The following is a 17,944-nucleotide window of genomic DNA, read 5'->3' on the forward strand; positions in this document are numbered from 1 at the left end:
CCTTATTGCCGCTGAGCCGGTAAGCGCGCCGCCTTGTTGACGTCGTACCACCAGTTGTCGAAGCCGATCGCATAGGCCGGGCGGATCGACGGCGTGGAGAATTTGTCCCAATAGGCATAGCGATCGTGGTTGGAGTACCACATCGGCAGCATGTAGTTGTTCCAGGTCAGCACCCGGTCCAGCGCGCGGCCGAGCGGCAACAGGGCTTTTTCATCGCCCTGATGGGCGGCGATTTGCCTGACCAGGCTGTCAACCGCCGGGTCCTTGACGCCGGGGGTGTTATAGCTGGAATCGATGTACTGCGAATCCCAAATGATTTGCAAGTTGGCGCTGGGGAACGGCATTGCCATATACACCGTCGACATCATGTCGAAATCGCGCTCGCGCAGACGGCGGGTGTACTGCGAGGCGTCAATCTCGCGGATTTGCATCTCGATGCCCAACCGCTGCAGGTTGTGGCGGAACGGCATCACATATTGGAAGTTGCTGCCGCTCAGCAGCATCAATTCAAAGGTGAACGGCTGGCCGGTTTTCGCGTTGACTAACTTTTGATTTTTGACCACCCAACCGGCTTCTTTCAGCAGTTGGGTCGCCTTCAGCAGGTTTTGCCGATCGTTGCCGCTGCCGTCGGAGGAGGGCGGTTGGTAGATGCTGGTAAACACCTCTGGCGGTATCTGGCCTTTGAGCGGCGCCAGCAAGGCCAGTTCAGCGGCGTCCGGGTAGCCGCGGGCGGCGTAGGCGGTATTTTGGAAATAGCTGTCGGCGCGCTGATAGGCGTTGTAATACAGCGCTTTGTTCATCCAGTTGAAGTCGAAAGCCAGGCCGATCGCTTCCCGTACCCGACGATCGGCGAACAGCGGTTTTTGCAGGTTAAACGCCAGCCAGCGGGTATTCTGTGCCGCCTGATTGGTTTCGTCCTGTTTGATGATGTAGTTGCGCGCGAAATTACCGCCCTGATACTGGGTGGCCCAGCTCTTGGGCGACGGCTCGATGCGGAAATCATAAGCGCCGGCCTTGAAGGCTTCCAGCGCCACTTTATCGTCCAGGTAATAATCGTAGCGAATGCTGTCGAAGTTATAGCGGCCGCGATTCACCGGTAGGTTGGCGGCCCAGTAGTCGCGCACCCGCTGATAGGTGATGTACTGGCCGAGGCGGTAATCGCCGATTTTGTACGGGCCGCTGGCGAGCGGCGGGGTGCTGAGCGGTTCGTTGAGCTTATGGTTTTTCCAGAAGCTTTCCGGCAATACGCGCAGGCTGAGCAGGCTGAGGATTTGATCGCGATTTGCCTTAGGCAGCTCGATGCGCACCGTCAGCCGGGAAATGGCCTTGACCGTGACGCCTTTGTAAAAGGAGCGAAACTGCGGTACGCCTTCGGTCATGAATTTATTGAAAGTAAAGGCCACGTCGGCGGCGGTGATCGGGCTGCCGTCCTGGAAGCGGGCGCGGGCGTTGATATCCAATTCCATCCAGCGCATGTCGGCTGGGAAACGGGCCGATTCGGCAATCAACGGGTAATAGCTGCCGGGTTCGTCGTCGGAGTTGGTGAACAGCGTATCGTACAGCTCCATCGTGCGCTCGCCGGGTACGCCGCGGGTAGCGAAACGGTTGAAGTTGTCGTAGGTGCCGATGGCCGCCAGCCGTACGTCGCCGCCTTTGGGCGCCGCCGGGTTGACGTAGTCGAAATGGCTGAAGTCGGTGGCGTATTTCGGTTCACCGAGCAGGGCGAAAGCGTAGCTTTCGTTGAGGGCTTCGGCCTGCAGACCGAAACTCAGTGCCGAGAGCACCAGAGCAGCGAAAATGCGCACGGACATCGGACGGTAAGCTCCTGCTGTGGAATAAGGTACAACCTGCGCCCAGCATAACATTCTTCGGGTGGGCGCAGGGTAAAGTTGCCTAAAGATTAACTATTTTTTTCCTGATAATCAAAGACCTGATTAGCATTGCAGTAAGCGACGAAATCATCGATGCTCAGCGGCTTGCTGAAGTAGTAGCCCTGCATGAAGTTGACGCCGTGTTCTTGCAGGAACTGCATCTGCTCGGCGGTTTCCACGCCCTCGGCCACCGTCAGCATTTTCAGCTTTTTCGCCAGCGAGATCACCGCATCCAGCACCGGCGCGGTGACCGTATCCTGGCCGATGGTGTTGACGAAGCCGCGATCGATCTTCAGGTAATCCATGGTGAAGCGCTCAAGATAGATCAACGCGCTGTGCCCGGTGCCGAAATCGTCCACCGCGATCTCGATACCCTGTTTGTGCAGCCAGTCGAACTCCGCCAGCGCGCTCTCTTCTTCCACCATGCCGCGTTCGGTGATTTCAAACACCAGCGTAAAGTAATCGCCCGGCAGCTGCGTCAGTAGTTCATACACGTCCTGATGGAACGACGGCGCGCTAAGGTGGGCAGGGGAAATATTGAGACCGACTTTGCCTCCCCGTGGCAGCGCTTTGGCGAGCTGCGGCGCATCTTCGGCGATCAGCCTGAACAGATGGCGGGTAAGCGGCACGATCAGCCCGTTGCTTTCGGCGTAGGGGATAAAGACATCGGGCGGGATGCGGCCCTCGAGCGGATGCTGCCAGCGGATCAGCGCTTCCAGCCCACCAATGCTGTTGCTGTCGGTATGGAACACCGGCTGGTATTCGATAAAGAACTCGTTGCGCTTGATGCCGCGCAGCAGCGCACGCTCCGGGCTTTGCCGCAACAGCAGCATATAGTAGCAGAGCACGCCAATCATCAGCGACAGCACCAGGCTGCCCAGCAGCGTCAGGCGAATGTCATTGGGCGTCAGTTTCTCGTTGTAGAACAGGATGGTCAGCGGCAGATTGGGCATCGTCAGGGTATCCGCCTTGCCTTTCGGCAGTTGATCGACCGGCATCAGGTTTGGGCTGAAGGTGGTCAGGGCGCGGTTGCCCATCACGATGGCGATGCCCGGCGCCTGTTCGTCATGCGAGGTGAACAGTAAGTAGGGCATCAGATCGATGTCCAACGTAGCGAGGATGCCGGTGGCCTTTTCGCCGGGATGCCGCAGCCAAACCGCCACCGCCGGTTTGTTCGGTACGATCGGCGTGCCCTGCTGCAGCTTCAGATCCAAAGGCAGATCCCAGTCGATTTCCTGGTAGAGATTTTTCATCGGCAACATCATGTCACCGGTGGCGGAAGAGCAATAGGCGTAGCCGCCTTTTACCAACAGGAAGGTGCGCACGCCGCTGGTAAAGGCCGCTTGGTAGGTAATATCCGACTGGCTGGAGAGGCAAGGCTTGTCCAGTAGCGGCATCATTTGCTGCATCACTGCCGTCAGGTGCGAGATATAACCCAGCGTGAATTTTTGCGTACGCGCTTCGACCTTGTGTTGATATTGCGTGCGCTGGTGGTTGATCAAAGAAAGCGTGACCGCAGTGAAGAGCGTAAAAAATACCAGGGCAGCGACACCGCTTTTAGCCAGGCTGCGCTGTCGGTGAGACACGCTGCGGGCAAAAGCTCTTTTCAAACCCATAACCGAGTCCTCTGCAACCGGGCGTCAGGGGTGTCGCACAGCCGGTTAATGGATTGTGCCAACGGCTTTTTTTTCATTTTTGACTTTTTATCCCGAACCAACCGGCGGCGCCGTTTAAATACGCGGCGTCGCCGACAGAAATATAATGCGCCTATTTTAAGCGGAAACGTTTTAAATAACGCCGGGGCGCCGTTGCCGTCATCTGACGATAATAGGCGAGTTTTTCCTCGATGGCGCGATTTCCTGCCAACAGTTTATCAAAATAACGACGTGCGGCAGTGTTAAGTGGGGAACGGTGACGATAAGGCAGGGATCAATCTTGATGATACCCATTCGACAGCCAAAAAAAACGCCGCCCGTAGGCGGCGCTTATCGCTCGTTTGGTATTCAGGATCTTCAGGGCGTTGCGCCGTCAGCCGTTGGTCAACACTCGGCGTGCTTCTCGATAACGTTTATTCCAATAGTTATCGGTCAGCTTGGAAATCATGACGCCACTGCTGGTAGAAGCGTGAACGAACTGATCGTTACCTAAATAGATGCCGACATGGCGCCCGGTAGAACCGGCGCGGAACAGCACTAAATCGCCGGCGCGCAGCTTGGTGCGCTGGATTTTCTTGCCGAGATCTTCCTGTTCATAGGTAGAACGCGGTAAATCCATACCGAACTGTTCGCGGAAGGTGCGCTGTACAAACGCCGAGCAATCGATGCCGCGCTTGGTGTCACCGCCTAAGCGGTAGCGAACGCCTTTCCAGTCCGCGTACTGATCCATAATCTTTGACTTGACGTCAACGTTGCGGACCATCGCTTCGAATTCATCCTGAGAGGCTTGCAGTAAAAGACCGTCTTTGTCATTAACTGCACGCATCTCAGTTTGTGCGTTATTCAAGTTCGAAGTGTGAGTCGAGCTGCACGCTGACAGCATAACCGCAGCGGCAATTGCAGGGACTACCCGCAAAAAATATCTCAGAAACGGTTGAGATTTGACCATTGTTGTTGTTTTCCCTTGAAGTCCTTAACGACGAAAGTCGCTACCTGAAAAATGCCAAACGGAACGAGCCTAGTCCGCACCTGTTGCATCGACAACCAGTTACCGTTGAAAACGTGCGAGAACGCACATTTTTATCGGATTCCATACTGATTCGACTTAAACCAGGCACAAACGCATCTGAGATTACCGGAACAAATAGGGGATTGCGAGCCTTTTTCCCGTCTTTTTTATATGAATTTGTGATGTAACATAATGTAAATCTTCATATAAAAAACGCCAATTGTCCGATGTATGAATCTGGCGTGAAATCAGGTTGCAAAAGCGTTAACGACTGGTGGCGACATTTTGCGCTCGGCGAAGGGGGAAAGGCCGGGAGGCGGGCACCTCCCGGTATGAGTCATAAATGCATATTATGGTTGGCTGGGACGGTGCTTGCCGGGCAACAGGCGGTTCAACCGATCGACGATCCAGTCGCTGCAAGGCGTCATCAGCACCCAGCTGGCACCAACCAGCACCACGGACAGCGAGCCGACGGCGATATCGGTAAACCAGTGGGCGCCAATCATCACGCGTGGCAATGAGAAGACCAGCGTAATCAGCAGGGCGATGGCAAAGGCGCCGCGGCCGAAATAGCGCAGCATAAAGCAGGAAAAAATAATCAGCATCATGCCGTGGTCGCCGGGGAAGCTGTCGCCGGAAGCGTCCTTAGTGGGGATGCCGGTCAGTTCGCTGACGCGATTGATATTGTCAAAGGTCAGGGTGGGGCTCGGATGCTTCACCGGCAGCAGATGGCCAAGCTGGTTCAGCACCACGGCGGTCAGTAGCATCACCACGCCGGTGATCACCAGACGGCGGCGGCCGGCGGCGTCCTGCTTCAGATAAAAGTACAGATACAGCAGCCCCATGGCGAGCAGCGAGATCGCGTCGAACGCGCGGTTGTTGGTGATGGCGACCAGGTGCAAAAACGCCGGGTCGGTGGCCAGATGGCGGTTAAAGAAGAAGAAGATCGCCGAATCCAGGGTAAACCAGCCGCCGTGATTGGCCGGCAGGAACCAGGACAGAAACAGCGCAACGCCCAGTAAATTGAAGAAGAGAATGAAGGGTAAATTGCGGCGTGTCATGACATAAACCTGTTGGAAAAATGAAAACGAAACAAAACCCGGTTGCCCTGCGACAACCGGGGGGCAACGGTACGGGGTTTAACTTAAACGAATCTTAAACAAGGCGGATTGCAGGGCGTTCCAATCGGCATTTTCGCTGTGGATCAGTTCAATTCGGCTGTCGAGCGGTGCGAGCGGGCGGGTTTCGATGTTGAGATCCTGCCCCTGGCGATTGATCAGCAATGTGCCTTCGGGGATGCGCACCACGCCTTTGATTCGTTCGACCGGCGCCAGCCGCACCCACTCCATGAAACCGACGGTATCGAACCGGGTGTCGCCGTCAAAAATCCAGCCGCAGCTGGTGAAGCCTTGCCCTTCGTTCAGCGCTCGCCGCCAACGGGCGTGTTCCGGCAGCCGCAGCGCCGCCAGCCCCTGCTTTTTCGCCTGACCATGATGATGCTGCGCGTCCGGCAATTCTGTACGATTTGTGCGAGGAAGTGACAATAGCGCGACATCTGCTTCGCCTTGCGTGATGGCGTAGCAGGGCCGCTGCAGCGAATCTTGCGCCCTCCAGGCTTCCAGCGCGAGTCTGTCTTGCGGTTGATAGGTATCGTTTTTGCTGGCCAGAATAACGTCGGCCGCGGCCAGCTGATCGCGGAAATTTTCGTTGTCGCGGTAGCGGGGTTGGCTAAGCTGGCGGGCATCCAGCAGGCACAGCGTGGCCTGCAGATCGATCCAGCCGGCATAGCTCTCCTGGGTCAGCAGCGACAGGATTTGCTTCGGGTGTCCTAGCCCGGTCGGCTCGATCAGCAGCCGGTCCGGTTTGGCCTGTTGCAACAGCATATTCAAACCCACCTGCATCGGCAGGCCGTTGACGCAGCACATGCAACCGCCGGGGATCTCTTTGAGCACCGCGCCGCTGTCCGCCAGCAGCGCGCCGTCGATGCCGATCTCGCCGAATTCATTGACCAATACCGCCCAGCGTTCATGTTCGGGTTTATGAGCCAGCAAATGGCGGATAGTGGTGGTTTTACCGCTGCCGAGGAAACCGGTAATCAAATTGGTTTTGGTCATTAATCATTCCTGGCGCAAAAATTAACCTGCTTAATAAATGAGTTACGCAGCCGTATCGGTGAAACGACCGCGATTTAATTTGTGCTCTATCTCGCAAATTTTGCACGTCACCCTGCGCTTTTCAACCGATAAAATCCACCTTTCTTTGCAAGAAAATTCTTAGATAAAACCCTGTATTAGATACGGTTAACTTTTGTTAGTAGCTTGTTTTTACATTGTTAATGACGCGATTAACGATCAAATCCTGTCCCTTTCCTTGCGATTATTCCTAACAAGATCCTCTATGGTTAAATTGGCTTAACTAAAAATGAGGTTGCCATGAATACCTTTCGGTTATTTTTGATCGTAGGAATGTTGTTTTCATGGACGGCAGTGAGTCAGGCAGGAGTGGCCGGCGGGGTAATTCGCTTCGTCGGCTCTATCGTTGAAAGTCCTTGCACGGTCAAGATTGCAGATTCTAAGGCGAATACGCAATGTTACCGCAACGGCCAGCATTATCAGGCCCAGCAAGCGTTGTCAGGTTTTGATACTACACGCAAAGAACTTCCGCTGAATCTTGGCACAACCGAAATGAAGTGGGTAGACCAACAGAAGAAACTTGCTGTTATGACGGTCGTTTATCGTTAAGTCGTTCCGCCATGCCGGCGTAACGTTACGTCGGCATGGTTATTCTCAGCCTGCAGGCACTTCACTGCTTCACCCACTCCTTCACCGTTTCACGCGCACCGCGATCGCGCAGTGATAAATAGGCTTGCGTCACTGCGTCGGTAAACCCCCCATGCGTCGCCAGCGCTTCGCCGAACACCGGTTTGAGCGCCAGCAGCGCCGTTACGCGCCGCCGATCGTCCGGCGTGGCGGCGACAGTCTGTTGCAGCACGTCTGCCAGCGGATCGCGAATGTCGATCGGCTGTCCGGCGTCATCGACGCCGCCGACGTAACGCATCCAGCCCGCCACGCCCAGCGCCAGCCCGCTATAGTCGCCGCCGTGCCGCAGATGCCAGCGCACGGCGTCCAGCAGACGCTGCGGTAGCTTCTGCGAACCGTCCATGGCGATCTGCCAGGTGAGGTGTTGCAGCGCCGGATTGCTGAAGCGCGCGATAAGCTGTGCGGCGTAGTCGGCCAGACTGATGCCGGTGACGCTCAGCGTCGGGGCCTGTTCGTCCAGCATCAATCGCAGGGCGGCGCGACGGTAGTGCTCATCCGCCATGCACTCGTTGATATAGCGGTAGCCACCCAGGTAGCCGAGATAAGCCAGGAACGAGTGGCTGCCGTTCAGCATGCGCAGCTTCATGTGTTCAAACGGCAGCACATCGCTGACCAACTGGGCGCCGGCCAGCTCCCACGCCGGGCGTCCGGCGACGAAGTGGTCTTCCACCACCCATTGAATGAAGGGCTCGCAGGCGATAGCGCATTCGTCGCGCACGCCGCCCAGCGCGGCGGCGATCTCATCCAGCGTAGTCGGCGTGGCGGCCGGCACGATGCGGTCCACCATGGTGCAGGGGAAGGTGGCGGCGGCGGCGATCCAATCGGCGAGCGACGGATCCCGCGCCTGCGCCAGATCGAGCACCGCCCGGCGCAGCACGTGGCCGTTCTCCGGAATATTGTCGCAGGAGAGCAGGGAAAAGGCGGGCAGGCCGCGTTCGCGCCGCAGCCGCAGCGCCTCTACCACAATGCCGGGCACGGTCTGCGGCTGATGCGGCGCCGCCAGATCGGCGACGATCCCCGGATGCTGCCAATCCAGTTGCCCGTTGCCGGGCTCGATGCAGTAGCCTTTTTCGGTGATGGTCATCGAGACGATTGCCACCTGCGGCTCTGCCAGCTTCTCCAGCACTGCGGCGATGCCCTCCAGCTTGCGGTGCAGGCTTTCATGCACCGCGCCGATCACAATGGCCTGATGGCCGTCCGCGCCTTTCTCCAGCACGCTGTACAGATGATCCTGCTGCCGCAGCGCCTCAAACAGCGGCACGCCGCCAGACAGGCTGATTTCGCAAATGCCCCAGTCGCCGCCCTGGGCGTTCAATACCCGATCCGTCAGCAGCGCTTGATGTGCGCGGTGGAAAGCGCCGAAACCCAGGTGCACGATACGGCTGCGCAGGGCACGGCGATCATAGTTCGGTTGCCGGACGGTGCCCGGTAGCGGGGTGTTGGCGATCGTTTTCATCTCATCTCCAAAGCGTGTAGGACAGCTGGCGGGCCACTTGCATCAAGTTAGCGGACCAGTTTGCCGCCGTATGGGCAGGGTGGCGCCGGCGATAAAAAACTGCGACCAGTGTAGGTCTGTCGACAAGTTAAAGGAATTGGTCAGTCCAAAATAAGCCAAAATCGTGAAGTGGATCAACCAATGCGCGGTTCACTTTTGACAGCGCGTTGCGAAAGAGTACCTTAAAGGTAACTGACATCTACGTTAAACTGGTATAACAGCATCGCGATGCGAGACAGGCATAAGGACAAAACATGGAACAAACATGGCGTTGGTATGGCCCGAACGATCCGGTCTCTTTGGATGATGTGCGTCAGGCCGGGGCGACCGGAGTCGTGACGGCGCTGCATCATATCGCGAACGGCGAAGTCTGGCCGATTGATGAGATCCGCGCGCGCCAGACGTTACTGGCGGAAAAAGGACTGGTGTGGTCGGTGGTGGAGAGCGTGCCGGTGCATGAGGAAATCAAAACTCACAGCGGTGACTGGCAGCGGCATATCGCCCATTACCAGCAGACGCTGCGCAACCTGGCGGTCTGTGGCATCGATACCGTCTGCTATAACTTCATGCCGATCCTCGACTGGACGCGCACCGATCTGGCCTATTCGCTGCCGGACGGCGCCAAAGCGCTGCGTTTCGATCAGATCGCCTTCGCCGCGTTCGAGCTGCATATCCTGCAGCGCGCCGGCGCCGAGGTGGACTATACGCCGCAAGAGCGCAGTCAGGCGGCAGCCTATTTCGCCGCCATGAGCGAGGAGGAGAAAGCCACGCTGACCGGCAATATCATCGCCGGCCTGCCGGGAGCGGAAGAAGGCTATACGCTGGATCAGTTCCGCCGCCGCCTGGCGGAATACGACGGCATCGACAAGGCGCAATTGCGCGAAAACATGGCGATCTTTCTGCGCGCCATCGTGCCGGTGGCGGAAGAGGCCGGCATCCGGCTGGCGGTGCATCCCGACGATCCGCCGCGGCCGATCCTCGGCCTGCCGCGCATCGTCTCCACGATTGAAGACATGCAGTGGCTGAAGCAGACCGTCGACAGCATTCATAACGGTTTCACCCTGTGCACCGGTTCCTACGGCGTGCGCGCCGACAACGATCTGGTGCGGATGATTGAAACCTTCGGCGATCGCATTCACTTCACCCACCTGCGCGCCACCTGCCGCGAGGAGAACCCGAAAAGCTTCCACGAGGGGGCGCACCTGCAGGGCGATGTGGACATGGTGGCGGTGATCGAAGCGATCCTGACCGAAGAGCTGCGTCGGCAACGGGCCGGCGATCGGCGGCCGATCCCGATGCGCCCCGATCATGGGCATCAGATGCTGGACGATTTGAAAAAGAAAACCAATCCGGGCTATTCGGCCATCGGGCGGTTGAAAGGGCTGGCGGAGCTGCGCGGCGTCGAGCTGGCGCTCAAGCGGCGCTTTTTCCCGGAATTGCCGTAGCGGAAAATGAAACGGGGCCGAGACTCGGCCCCGCTGGCGCGACTAGTCAGCGCGGCTCATGTAGCGGCGTTCGGCGATATGAATGCGAATTTTGTCGCCGGCGCTGAGGTATTCCGGCACGTGGATCACCAGACCGGTCGCCATGGTGGCCGGTTTGTTGCGGGCGCTGGCGGAAGCGCCTTTGATGCCCGGCGCGGTCTCGACGATTTCCATATCTACGGTCTGCGGCAGCTCCAGCGCCAGCACCTGGCCATCCAGCGTCAGCACCTGCATGCCCGGCAGGCCGCCTTCCGGAATGAACAGCAGCTCGTCTTCGATCTGGTCTTTCTTGAAGATGTACGGCGTGTAATCTTCGTCATCCATAAACACGTATTCTTCGCCATCGATATAGGAGAAGTTCACCTTGCGGCGCGACAGGGAAATGGTGTCCAGGATATCGTCGCCCTTGAAGCGTTCTTCCACTTTCAGGCCGGTGCGCACGTCGGAGAAGCGCATTTTGTACAGGGTGCTGGCGCCGCGGGCGCTCGGGCTCTGCACGTCGATATCTTTTACCAGCAGCAGCTTGCCGTTGTAGCTGATCGCCATGCCGCGTTTAATTTCGTTAGCTCTTGCCATTTCAATTCATCCGCAATGAAGAGTATTAGAGAAGTTGCGACAAGGTACTCGCGCCACCGATTTCAGGCAATAGCCCGGCGCAAAAACAGTGCGGGAAAGGGAGGGCGGCCGCCCTCCCGTCGGGGATTAGTGGAAGACCGGCAGCAGGCCGAAAAGCGACAGAATATGCGCGGCGGCGTTGATCAAGCCGAACAGGATGACGAACAGGATCACGCCGTTACCGCCCGGTGCGCGGTAACCCGCCTGCGGATAGCGGCGGCGGCTGGCGCGCGCCATCAGCGCCGGCACGATCACCGCCCAGATGGTGGCCGCCAGCCCGGCAAAGCCGATGGCGTACAGAAAACCGTTCGGGAACAGCAGCGCGGCCAGGGTCGGCGGCACAAAGGTCACCAGCGCGGTCTTGCTGCGCCCGACGGCGTCATCCTTGAACTTGCAGAAGTCCGCCAGGTAGTCGAACAGGCCCAGCGACACGCCGAGGAACGAGCTGGCCAGCGCCATATAGGAGAAGGCGTTCAGCAGTTGGCTGACGGTCTGGCTGCTGGAGACGTTGCCCATTTGCTTGAGCAGGCTGCCGATATTGCCGCCTTCGGCGATCACCTGCTTAAAGGCATCACGCGCGATATTGCCCTGAATCACATACTGCCACAGGATGTAGATAGCCAATGCCAGCAGGGTGCCGTACACCAGGCTGCGCACCACGGAGCTGCTGTCCTTGTGGTAGTACTTCACCAGCCCGGGAATGTTGCCGTGGTAGCCGAACGAGGTCAGCAGGTAAGGCAGCGCCGCCAGGGCGTAAGGCAGATAGCTGGCCTGGCTATCGCCGGTGTTGAACAGCACCGCGGGCTGCACGTGGGTGAACATGTCGCCCACGGACATCACGAAGGTGATCACCATGCCGCCGATCAGAATGGTGCTCAGGCGGTCGACCGCGCGGGTGGAGAGCCAGACGATAAACGCCACGACCAGTGCGAAGACCAGGCCGGCGGTGGTCTGGCCGACGCCGACGATGCCCTCCAGCGTATGCGCGATAATCGAGCCGCCGGCGGAGATATAGGCGTAGGTCAGGATGTAGAGTACGAACGCCACCGACAGGCCGTTCACGGCGTTCCAGCCCTTACCCAGCAGATCCTTGACCATGGTGTTGAAGCTGGCGCCGCTCGGGTAGTGCAGCGTGGCTTCGAGGATCATCAGGCCGGAAAGCAACATGCAGGCCCAGGTATACACCAGCAGCGCGACGGAGCCGCTGAACCAGACACCGGAAGTGACGATCGGAATGGAAAACATGCCGGCGCCAACGGCGGTTCCGGCAATGATCATCGCGCCGCCGAGGACGGAAGGGCGGGCTAGCTTCTGGATGGTGTCCGTAGACATGCGTGCTCCTGATGGAAGAAGTTCTTTTGTACTAGCTCAATGGTACATGGGTGCATGGCGCATGTAAAGCGGGGGGATTGCACGTTTCACGCGTTTTTGTCTTTAAATTGCGGCTTTTTGGGCGTTTACTCGCCAGGCGGCGAATCAGGCGGGGTAAGACGGTTGCGGGACGAGTGTAAAGATCGCCAAGGCGCAGGGATTCTGCTGGCGGCCACCGCGCGCGGCTGCTATTGTCGCGCTTCTTTTCCCCAGCCCACCAGGAGTAGCGCTGATGGACTGTCGCAGCGACTGCGGCGCCTGCTGTATCGCGCCGTCAATATCCAGCCCGATCCCCGGCATGCCGAACGGCAAGCCCGCCAATACCCGCTGCATTCATCTGGATGAACAGCTGCGCTGCGGCCTGTTTCATTCGCCGCTGCGGCCGAAAGTGTGCGGCAGCCTGCAGCCGAGCCGCGATATGTGCCACGATCACCGCGATCAGGCGCTGATCTACCTCGCCAGGCTGGAAGCGGACACCGCGCCCTAAGCTTCCCTCAGCTTCCACTGACACAGCGTCGCACCTGCCGCCATCGCCAGCGCGGCGTAAAATACCGCATGGTAGTTCCAGATTTCCGCCACCGCACCGGCGATGGCGCCGGCAATGACCCAGCCGACCCGAATGGTGTTGGTGAACAGCGTGGTGGCCGTGCCGGCCTGGCCGGGCATCAAATCCTGGAAGTAGAGCATGCCGATCCCCGCCAACACGCCGATAAACGCCGCATTCAGCAGCTGCAGGGCGATGAGTTGCCAACTGCCGGTGATAAACAGCAGGCTGCAATAGAATAATACGCCGGCGACGGCGGCACCTAGCATCAAACAACGCTTGCCGCAGCGTTTCGCCACCAGACCGGCGATCAGCATGATCGGGATTTCCAGCCCGGCGGCGGTGCCCATCAGCACGCCGACCAGCCGCTCCGGCAGCCGCAGTTCGTGCACCATATACAGTGGCATGTTGATCAGGTACATGCTGTTGGCGGTCCACATCAAAGTGCTGGCGCCAAACAGCAGTAGCGCATCGCGGCGATGCTGGCGCGGTGCGGCCAGGGGCGCACTCGCCGCGGCAGTTTTCGGCATGGAAGGCAGCCGTTTCCACACCAGCAGGCCGCACAGCACAAAGGCCGCCGCGCCCGCCAGATACATGGCCTTGAAGCCGAAGCCCAGCGCCAGCGCGAAGGCGATCGGCGGGCCAATGACCCAGGCGAGCGAGACCTGGGCGCGCATGATGGAGGTGAACATGACCGCCTCGCGGCCGGTGCGATCGGCGTGTTCGCGCGCCAGAGCGAACATTTGCGGGTTAGCGGTGGAGCCGAAGCTGGTGAGCAGTACGCCGACGAGCAGCAGCAGGTAATAGTTGCGGCTCCAGGCGAACAGAGTGAACCCCAGCGCACCCAGCATGCAACAGAGAAAAATCAGTGATTTGCGGTCGCCTTTTTTATCCGAGCGGCCGGCGAGAAACTGGCTGACCAGTATGCCGATCACCGCGCTGCCGGTAAAGAACAGCCCGACCAGCGCCGGCCGCACCTTGACCTCGGTTTCCAGAAACAGGCTCAGCGTCGGGGTTTGCAACGCACCGGCGATGCCGGTCAGGAACGCCACCGCCAAAAAGGCCAGCGAAGTGAGATCGGGCGCGCGTCGCGTTACTGCGGATGAAGTCGGCATGGTGGTTGAGAATTCGTCGAAAAAGGAAGGTCGCGCGCATCATACGCCCGTTGAAATGAAACGCAAACCGCTCCTTTGCGGCGAAGGGTAAACGGATATGTCGCGCGGCGACGAGAAAAAAGGGGCGCGTTGCGCCCCCTTGCTTGCCGGTAAATCAGGCGCCTTGCGGCACCGCGTGCGCGGTATTTTTCAGCGCCGGCCCCTGATATTTCTCGATCTGCAGCTGCGCCATCTGCCCGCAGTTGCCCTGCGCCAGGCTGGAAGAGCCGATGTCGAAGGTCAGGCAGTTGACGTTACCGTTCTTGCACAGCGAGCCGGGCTGCGCCGGATCGGCCGGATCGAACCAGGCGCCTTCGCTGATGCGCACCACGCCGGGCCGCACGTCTTCGCTGACCACCGCGCCCACCAGGATCTGGCCGCGATCGTTGTACGCCCGTACCAGATCGCCGCCGGTGATGCCGCGCGGCTGCGCGTCCTGCGGGTGGATCAGGATCGCTTCACGATCCGCTACCGCGTATTTCTCGCGCAGCGGCGTGTTGTCGAGCTGAGAGTGCAGCCGGTTGGTCGGGTGCGCGGTATTGAGCGACAGCGGATACTTGGCCGCTTCCGGCCCGCGATACCACTCGTGCGGCGGCATCCAGGTCGGGATGCCGGGGCAATCCGCATAATGCATTTTGGCGATCGCGTCGGAGTAGATCTCGATCTTGCCCGACGGCGTGCCCAGCGGGTTCAGCAGCGGGTTGTCACGATAATCGGCGAAGCGCACCCACTGCTTATTGGCCTCGGGCACCGGGAAACGCACGTAGTTATTGGATTGCCAGAACATGTCGAACGGCGGCAGCGCCACCCGCGCGGCGCGCGCCTGGTTTTTCATGTCGTCATACATGCCTTTCAGCCACTGGGTTTCATCCTTGCCCTCGGTAAAGGCCTCCTGCACGCCCAGCCTGGCCGCCATCGCCGAGAAGATGTCGAAGTCACTGCGCGATTCGTGCTGCGGCGGCACGCATTGATGCATCGGGAACACATAGAGCTGCGAATAGTCGCCCCCCATCTCCAGATCGTTGCGCTCGTAGCTGGTGGTGGCCGGCAGCACGATATCGGCATGCTTGGCGGTGGCGGTCCAATAAGGTTCGTTGACCACGATGGTGTCCGGCCGCTGCCAGGCTTTGACCAGGTTATTGGTGTCCTGATGCTGGTGGAAGGTGTTACCGCCCGCCACATACACCATTTTCACCTCGGGGTAGGTGACCTTGGCGCCGTTGAAGTCGATGGTTTTGCCCGGGTTGCTCAGGCATTCGGCGATGCGCGCCACCGGGATCGGCGCCGGCGAGTTTTTCGGCGCATTGCCGGCGGAGATGCCGGCGATGATGCCACCCTTGGCGGTTGGGCTGCCGCCGGACGAATAGTGGTAGCTGAAGCCGAAGCCGCCGCCCGGCAGGCCGATTTGGCCGAGCATCGCCGCCACCGTCACCAGCAGCCAGTGCTGCTGTTCGCCGTGGTGCTGGCGCTGAATGCCCCAGCCGCCCATGATCATGGTGCGGCTCTTCGCCATCTCGCGCGCCAGCGCGCGCAGCGTGTCGGCATCGACGCCGCTGATGTCGGCCGCCCATTCGGCGGTTTTCGCCACGCCGTCGCTCTCGCCCAGCAGGTAGGCCTGGAACTTGTCGAAGCCGACGGTGTAGGTTTTCAGGAAGTCCGGGTTATGCAGCTTCTCGGTCAGCAGCGTGTGGGCGATGCCGATCAGCATGGCGCCGTCGGTGTAAGGGCGCGGGGCGATCCACTGCGCATTGACGAACTTGGCGCTGTCGTTGTGCACCGGATCGATGCTGATCACCCGGGTGCCTTTTTTCTTCAGCGCTTCGAAACCGGTCTGGCCGACGTGATCCGGCACGTTCCAGCTGTTTTTCAGCGTGACCATCGGGTTGCAGCCCCACAGGATCACCAGCTCGCTGTTTTCGATCACGTTCGGCCAGGCGGTCTGCTGTTCGTAGACCTCCATCGAGCCGACCACGTGCGACATGATCACCTGCGCCGCGCCGGTGGAGTAGTCGCCGGCGTAGCCGAGGAAGCCGCCGGTCAGGTTCATCAGGCGCTGCAGCAGCGTGCGGCTGTTGTGCAGCATGCCGACGCTTTTCCAGCCGTAGGAACCGGCGTAGATCGACTGCGGGCCGTGATCTTTCTGCAGGCGGGTGATCTCATTGCACACCAGCTCGGTCGCTTTGTCCCAGCTGACGCGCACCCACTCGTCGCGGCCGCGCAGCTCGGTACGGCTGCCGGGGCCGCCTTCCAGCCAGCTTTTACGCACCATCGGGTATTTGATGCGGTTCTCGGCGTGCACCTGATAAGGCGCCATGGTGATCAGCTCATTGGGATACGGATCGTCCTGCACCGGCTGCACGCCGACCATCTTGCCGTCCTGCACGATGGCCTCAAACGCGCCCCAGTGGGCGCCGGTCAGGATGCCTTTTTGCGCCTGACGCAAGACGATGAACTGCGGCAGCGCTTCGCTGATGGCCTGCGCCAGTGCCGCTTTGGGCCATAAGCCCGCCAGCAGCGGAGCGGCGGTCAGCGCGGCGGCGCCGGTCAGAAAGCGGCGGCGGCTCATGGTTAACGGTTGTTGGTTGCTCATTGCGCTTCTCCCTTAAAGCTTGGCCGGTGCGGCAGGTGGCATGTCGCTGGCGTGTTTTTGTACGTATTGTGTCAGCACGCGCAGCTGTTCCTGCGTCAGCGAGGTTCGCGGTGCCATGCCTTTGATGACGCCGATCCATTGGTTGGCGTTGAAGCGATCGAGCGCGGTCAGCCCGTGACAGCCGGTGCAGTTGGCCGACATCATGTCCGCGGCGTAGCGCCAGATTTTTTGCTGATCGTCGATCAGCTGCTTGCGCGGCAGCCACACCTGCAGAGAGACCTGATGCCAGACCAGGCCGGTTTCCGCATCGGTCTGGGTGGACGCGGTCTTCAGCTGTTTGCGCGCGTCTTCACCCAGCAGCACGCTGAGGATGCGCTTGCCCTGCGCGGCGTAGAACACTTCGCTGACCCCGTCTTGCTGCCAGCCGCTCACGGTGGCCAGCACCTTGTCGCCCTCCTGTTTCACCACCTGCACTTCGGTGGACGGCATCAGGTTGCCGGCATTATGGCTGTCGTCTGCGCTGAGGAAGAACGGTTCGGTGGCGATGGTGTAGAGGGTGGTGGCGCCCGGTGCGGTCAGCGCTGCGGCCTTGGCCAGCTCGGCGGCGCCAGCCTGGGTTTCGCCGCTCATGTCCGGCAGGATGTGGGCCACGCCTTTATGGCAGTCGATGCAGGTTTCGCCCTGTTTGATCGCCACCGGGTGCTGCAGGCGCGCCTCAGGGCGCTGGGCGGTGATGTCCATGGCGTCGTAGCTGTGGCAGGAACGGCAGGTGGCCGAATCGTTTTCTTTCAGCGTCTTCCAGACCGACTGCGCCATCGCCAGCTTGTGCGCTTCGTATTTTTCCGGCGTATCGATGGTACCGACCATCTCGCCGTAGATGTCTTTTACCGCGCGGATCTTGGTCCACAGGTAATCGATCGGCTGATGGGGGACGTGGCAGTCGGCGCACTCGGCGCGGATGCCCTTGGTGTTTTGGAAGTGGACGCTGCCCTGATATTCGGCCAGCGGTTGTTGCATGGTGTGGCAGGAAACGCAGAAGGCGGTATCGCTGGTTTTATGGAATACGGTGGCAGTCCCGGCCAACAGCGCCGCGCCGAGGATAATCCCCAGCAGCAAAAGCCATAACCATCCCCACCGGCGCTTTTTTTCAAAGCCAGTCAGTTTTTTGCTCATGGTAAACCCGCTTATAATTATGAATTTAAAATAAAATCTTGCCAAAAGGCCACCGACCGGAGGTCAGAATGCCACGTCGATTGCAGGGGTAATAATAGAAGAGGGTTAACCCCATGGGGTTATCCGTAGTCAAAAAAATGGTTTATATCGCAAAAAATAGCGTT

14 protein-coding genes are annotated in these 17,944 nt (G+C 59.5%); 3 read left to right on the forward strand and 11 right to left on the reverse strand.

The genetic code is table 11. From position 1 onward, the window contains the following. Positions 1–2: 2 nt before the first annotated feature. The 5 genes from N6G83_RS01365 to N6G83_RS01385 form a co-directional block, all read right to left on the reverse strand. Positions 3–1,811, reverse strand: coding sequence for an extracellular solute-binding protein (locus N6G83_RS01365; protein ID WP_049208504.1), 1,809 nt, complete (start codon positions 1,809–1,811; stop codon positions 3–5). Positions 1,812–1,900: 89 nt separating this feature from the next. Next, a complete protein-coding gene (locus tag N6G83_RS01370; RefSeq protein WP_025303554.1) occupies positions 1,901–3,487 on the reverse strand; it encodes a cyclic di-GMP phosphodiesterase in 1,587 nt (528 codons plus the stop codon). A gap of 412 nt (positions 3,488–3,899) precedes the next feature. Further along, positions 3,900–4,475 (reverse strand): bifunctional murein DD-endopeptidase/murein LD-carboxypeptidase, encoded by a 576-nt coding sequence (gene mepS / locus N6G83_RS01375; RefSeq protein ID WP_025303553.1) that lies wholly within the window; start codon positions 4,473–4,475, stop codon positions 3,900–3,902. 410 nt (positions 4,476–4,885) lie between these two features. Next, entirely contained in the window at positions 4,886–5,596 is a 711-nt protein-coding gene (locus tag N6G83_RS01380; protein ID WP_025303552.1) for a phosphatase PAP2 family protein, read from the reverse strand. A gap of 78 nt (positions 5,597–5,674) precedes the next feature. Beyond that, positions 5,675–6,649, reverse strand: coding sequence for a GTP-binding protein (locus N6G83_RS01385; RefSeq protein WP_164100094.1), 975 nt, complete (start codon positions 6,647–6,649; stop codon positions 5,675–5,677). Positions 6,650–6,967: 318 nt separating this feature from the next. Between N6G83_RS01385 and N6G83_RS01390 the strand changes: the two genes are divergently transcribed. Beyond that, positions 6,968–7,276 (forward strand): type 1 fimbrial protein, encoded by a 309-nt coding sequence (locus N6G83_RS01390; RefSeq protein WP_004935734.1) that lies wholly within the window; start codon positions 6,968–6,970, stop codon positions 7,274–7,276. A 61-nt stretch (positions 7,277–7,337) separates the two neighbouring features. Here the strand turns inward: N6G83_RS01390 and N6G83_RS01395 are convergent, their stop codons facing one another. Beyond that, the gene (locus tag N6G83_RS01395; RefSeq protein ID WP_260514405.1) at positions 7,338–8,810 is read right to left on the reverse strand and encodes a mannitol dehydrogenase family protein; all 1,473 of its coding nucleotides are present in this window, start codon (positions 8,808–8,810) and stop codon (positions 7,338–7,340) included. 293 nt (positions 8,811–9,103) lie between these two features. On the opposite strand from N6G83_RS01395, the gene uxuA reads away from it, so the two are divergent. Continuing rightward, positions 9,104–10,294 carry a mannonate dehydratase gene (gene uxuA / locus N6G83_RS01400; RefSeq protein ID WP_049208508.1) on the forward strand — a complete coding sequence of 397 codons (1,191 nt, stop codon included), beginning with the start codon at positions 9,104–9,106 and terminating at the stop codon, positions 10,292–10,294. 42 nt (positions 10,295–10,336) lie between these two features. Here the strand turns inward: uxuA and yeiP are convergent, their stop codons facing one another. Next, positions 10,337–10,909 (reverse strand): elongation factor P-like protein YeiP, encoded by a 573-nt coding sequence (yeiP, locus tag N6G83_RS01405; protein ID WP_004935725.1) that lies wholly within the window; start codon positions 10,907–10,909, stop codon positions 10,337–10,339. A 126-nt stretch (positions 10,910–11,035) separates the two neighbouring features. Next, complete coding sequence (gene mtr / locus N6G83_RS01410; protein ID WP_197826440.1) at positions 11,036–12,280, reverse strand: tryptophan permease; 1,245 nt, start codon at positions 12,278–12,280, stop codon at positions 11,036–11,038. A 271-nt stretch (positions 12,281–12,551) separates the two neighbouring features. On the opposite strand from mtr, the gene N6G83_RS01415 reads away from it, so the two are divergent. Then, the gene (locus N6G83_RS01415; RefSeq protein ID WP_019453627.1) at positions 12,552–12,806 is read left to right on the forward strand and encodes a YkgJ family cysteine cluster protein; all 255 of its coding nucleotides are present in this window, start codon (positions 12,552–12,554) and stop codon (positions 12,804–12,806) included. On the opposite strand, the gene N6G83_RS01420 is transcribed toward N6G83_RS01415, so the two are convergent. The 3 genes from N6G83_RS01420 to N6G83_RS01430 form a co-directional block, all read right to left on the reverse strand. Continuing rightward, positions 12,803–13,978 (reverse strand): sugar efflux transporter, encoded by a 1,176-nt coding sequence (locus tag N6G83_RS01420; protein WP_260514409.1) that lies wholly within the window; start codon positions 13,976–13,978, stop codon positions 12,803–12,805. The two genes, N6G83_RS01415 and N6G83_RS01420, sit on opposite strands and share 4 nt — an antisense overlap. Positions 13,979–14,132: 154 nt before the next feature. Then, positions 14,133–16,607: a trimethylamine-N-oxide reductase TorA gene (gene torA / locus N6G83_RS01425; RefSeq protein WP_025303546.1), complete on the reverse strand. Its 2,475-nt coding sequence runs from the start codon at positions 16,605–16,607 to the stop codon at positions 14,133–14,135. 12 nt (positions 16,608–16,619) lie between these two features. Next, on the reverse strand, positions 16,620–17,780 hold the full coding sequence (locus tag N6G83_RS01430) for a NapC/NirT family cytochrome c (RefSeq protein WP_043136424.1): 1,161 nt from the start codon (positions 17,778–17,780) through the stop codon (positions 16,620–16,622). Positions 17,781–17,944: the final 164 nt, after the last annotated feature.

This window comes from Serratia sp. PL7 (assembly GCF_945957435.1).

What these genes read in the sequence shown, in the direction of transcription:
- mtr (WP_197826440.1), bottom strand. Translation starts at nt 12,280, where the DNA reads ATGTCTACGGACACCATCCAGAAGCTAGCCCGCCCTTCCGTCCTCGGC.
- yeiP (WP_004935725.1), bottom strand. Translation starts at nt 10,909, where the DNA reads ATGGCAAGAGCTAACGAAATTAAACGCGGCATGGCGATCAGCTACAAC.
- N6G83_RS01420 (WP_260514409.1), bottom strand. Translation starts at nt 13,978, where the DNA reads ATGCCGACTTCATCCGCAGTAACGCGACGCGCGCCCGATCTCACTTCG.
- N6G83_RS01385 (WP_164100094.1), bottom strand. Translation starts at nt 6,649, where the DNA reads ATGACCAAAACCAATTTGATTACCGGTTTCCTCGGCAGCGGTAAAACC.
- N6G83_RS01430 (WP_043136424.1), bottom strand. Translation starts at nt 17,780, where the DNA reads ATGAGCAAAAAACTGACTGGCTTTGAAAAAAAGCGCCGGTGGGGATGG.
- N6G83_RS01380 (WP_025303552.1), bottom strand. Translation starts at nt 5,596, where the DNA reads ATGACACGCCGCAATTTACCCTTCATTCTCTTCTTCAATTTACTGGGC.
- N6G83_RS01415 (WP_019453627.1), top strand. Translation starts at nt 12,552, where the DNA reads ATGGACTGTCGCAGCGACTGCGGCGCCTGCTGTATCGCGCCGTCAATA.
- N6G83_RS01370 (WP_025303554.1), bottom strand. Translation starts at nt 3,487, where the DNA reads ATGGGTTTGAAAAGAGCTTTTGCCCGCAGCGTGTCTCACCGACAGCGC.
- uxuA (WP_049208508.1), top strand. Translation starts at nt 9,104, where the DNA reads ATGGAACAAACATGGCGTTGGTATGGCCCGAACGATCCGGTCTCTTTG.
- N6G83_RS01395 (WP_260514405.1), bottom strand. Translation starts at nt 8,810, where the DNA reads ATGAAAACGATCGCCAACACCCCGCTACCGGGCACCGTCCGGCAACCG.
- torA (WP_025303546.1), bottom strand. Translation starts at nt 16,607, where the DNA reads ATGAGCAACCAACAACCGTTAACCATGAGCCGCCGCCGCTTTCTGACC.
- N6G83_RS01365 (WP_049208504.1), bottom strand. Translation starts at nt 1,811, where the DNA reads ATGTCCGTGCGCATTTTCGCTGCTCTGGTGCTCTCGGCACTGAGTTTC.
- mepS (WP_025303553.1), bottom strand. Translation starts at nt 4,475, where the DNA reads ATGGTCAAATCTCAACCGTTTCTGAGATATTTTTTGCGGGTAGTCCCT.
- N6G83_RS01390 (WP_004935734.1), top strand. Translation starts at nt 6,968, where the DNA reads ATGAATACCTTTCGGTTATTTTTGATCGTAGGAATGTTGTTTTCATGG.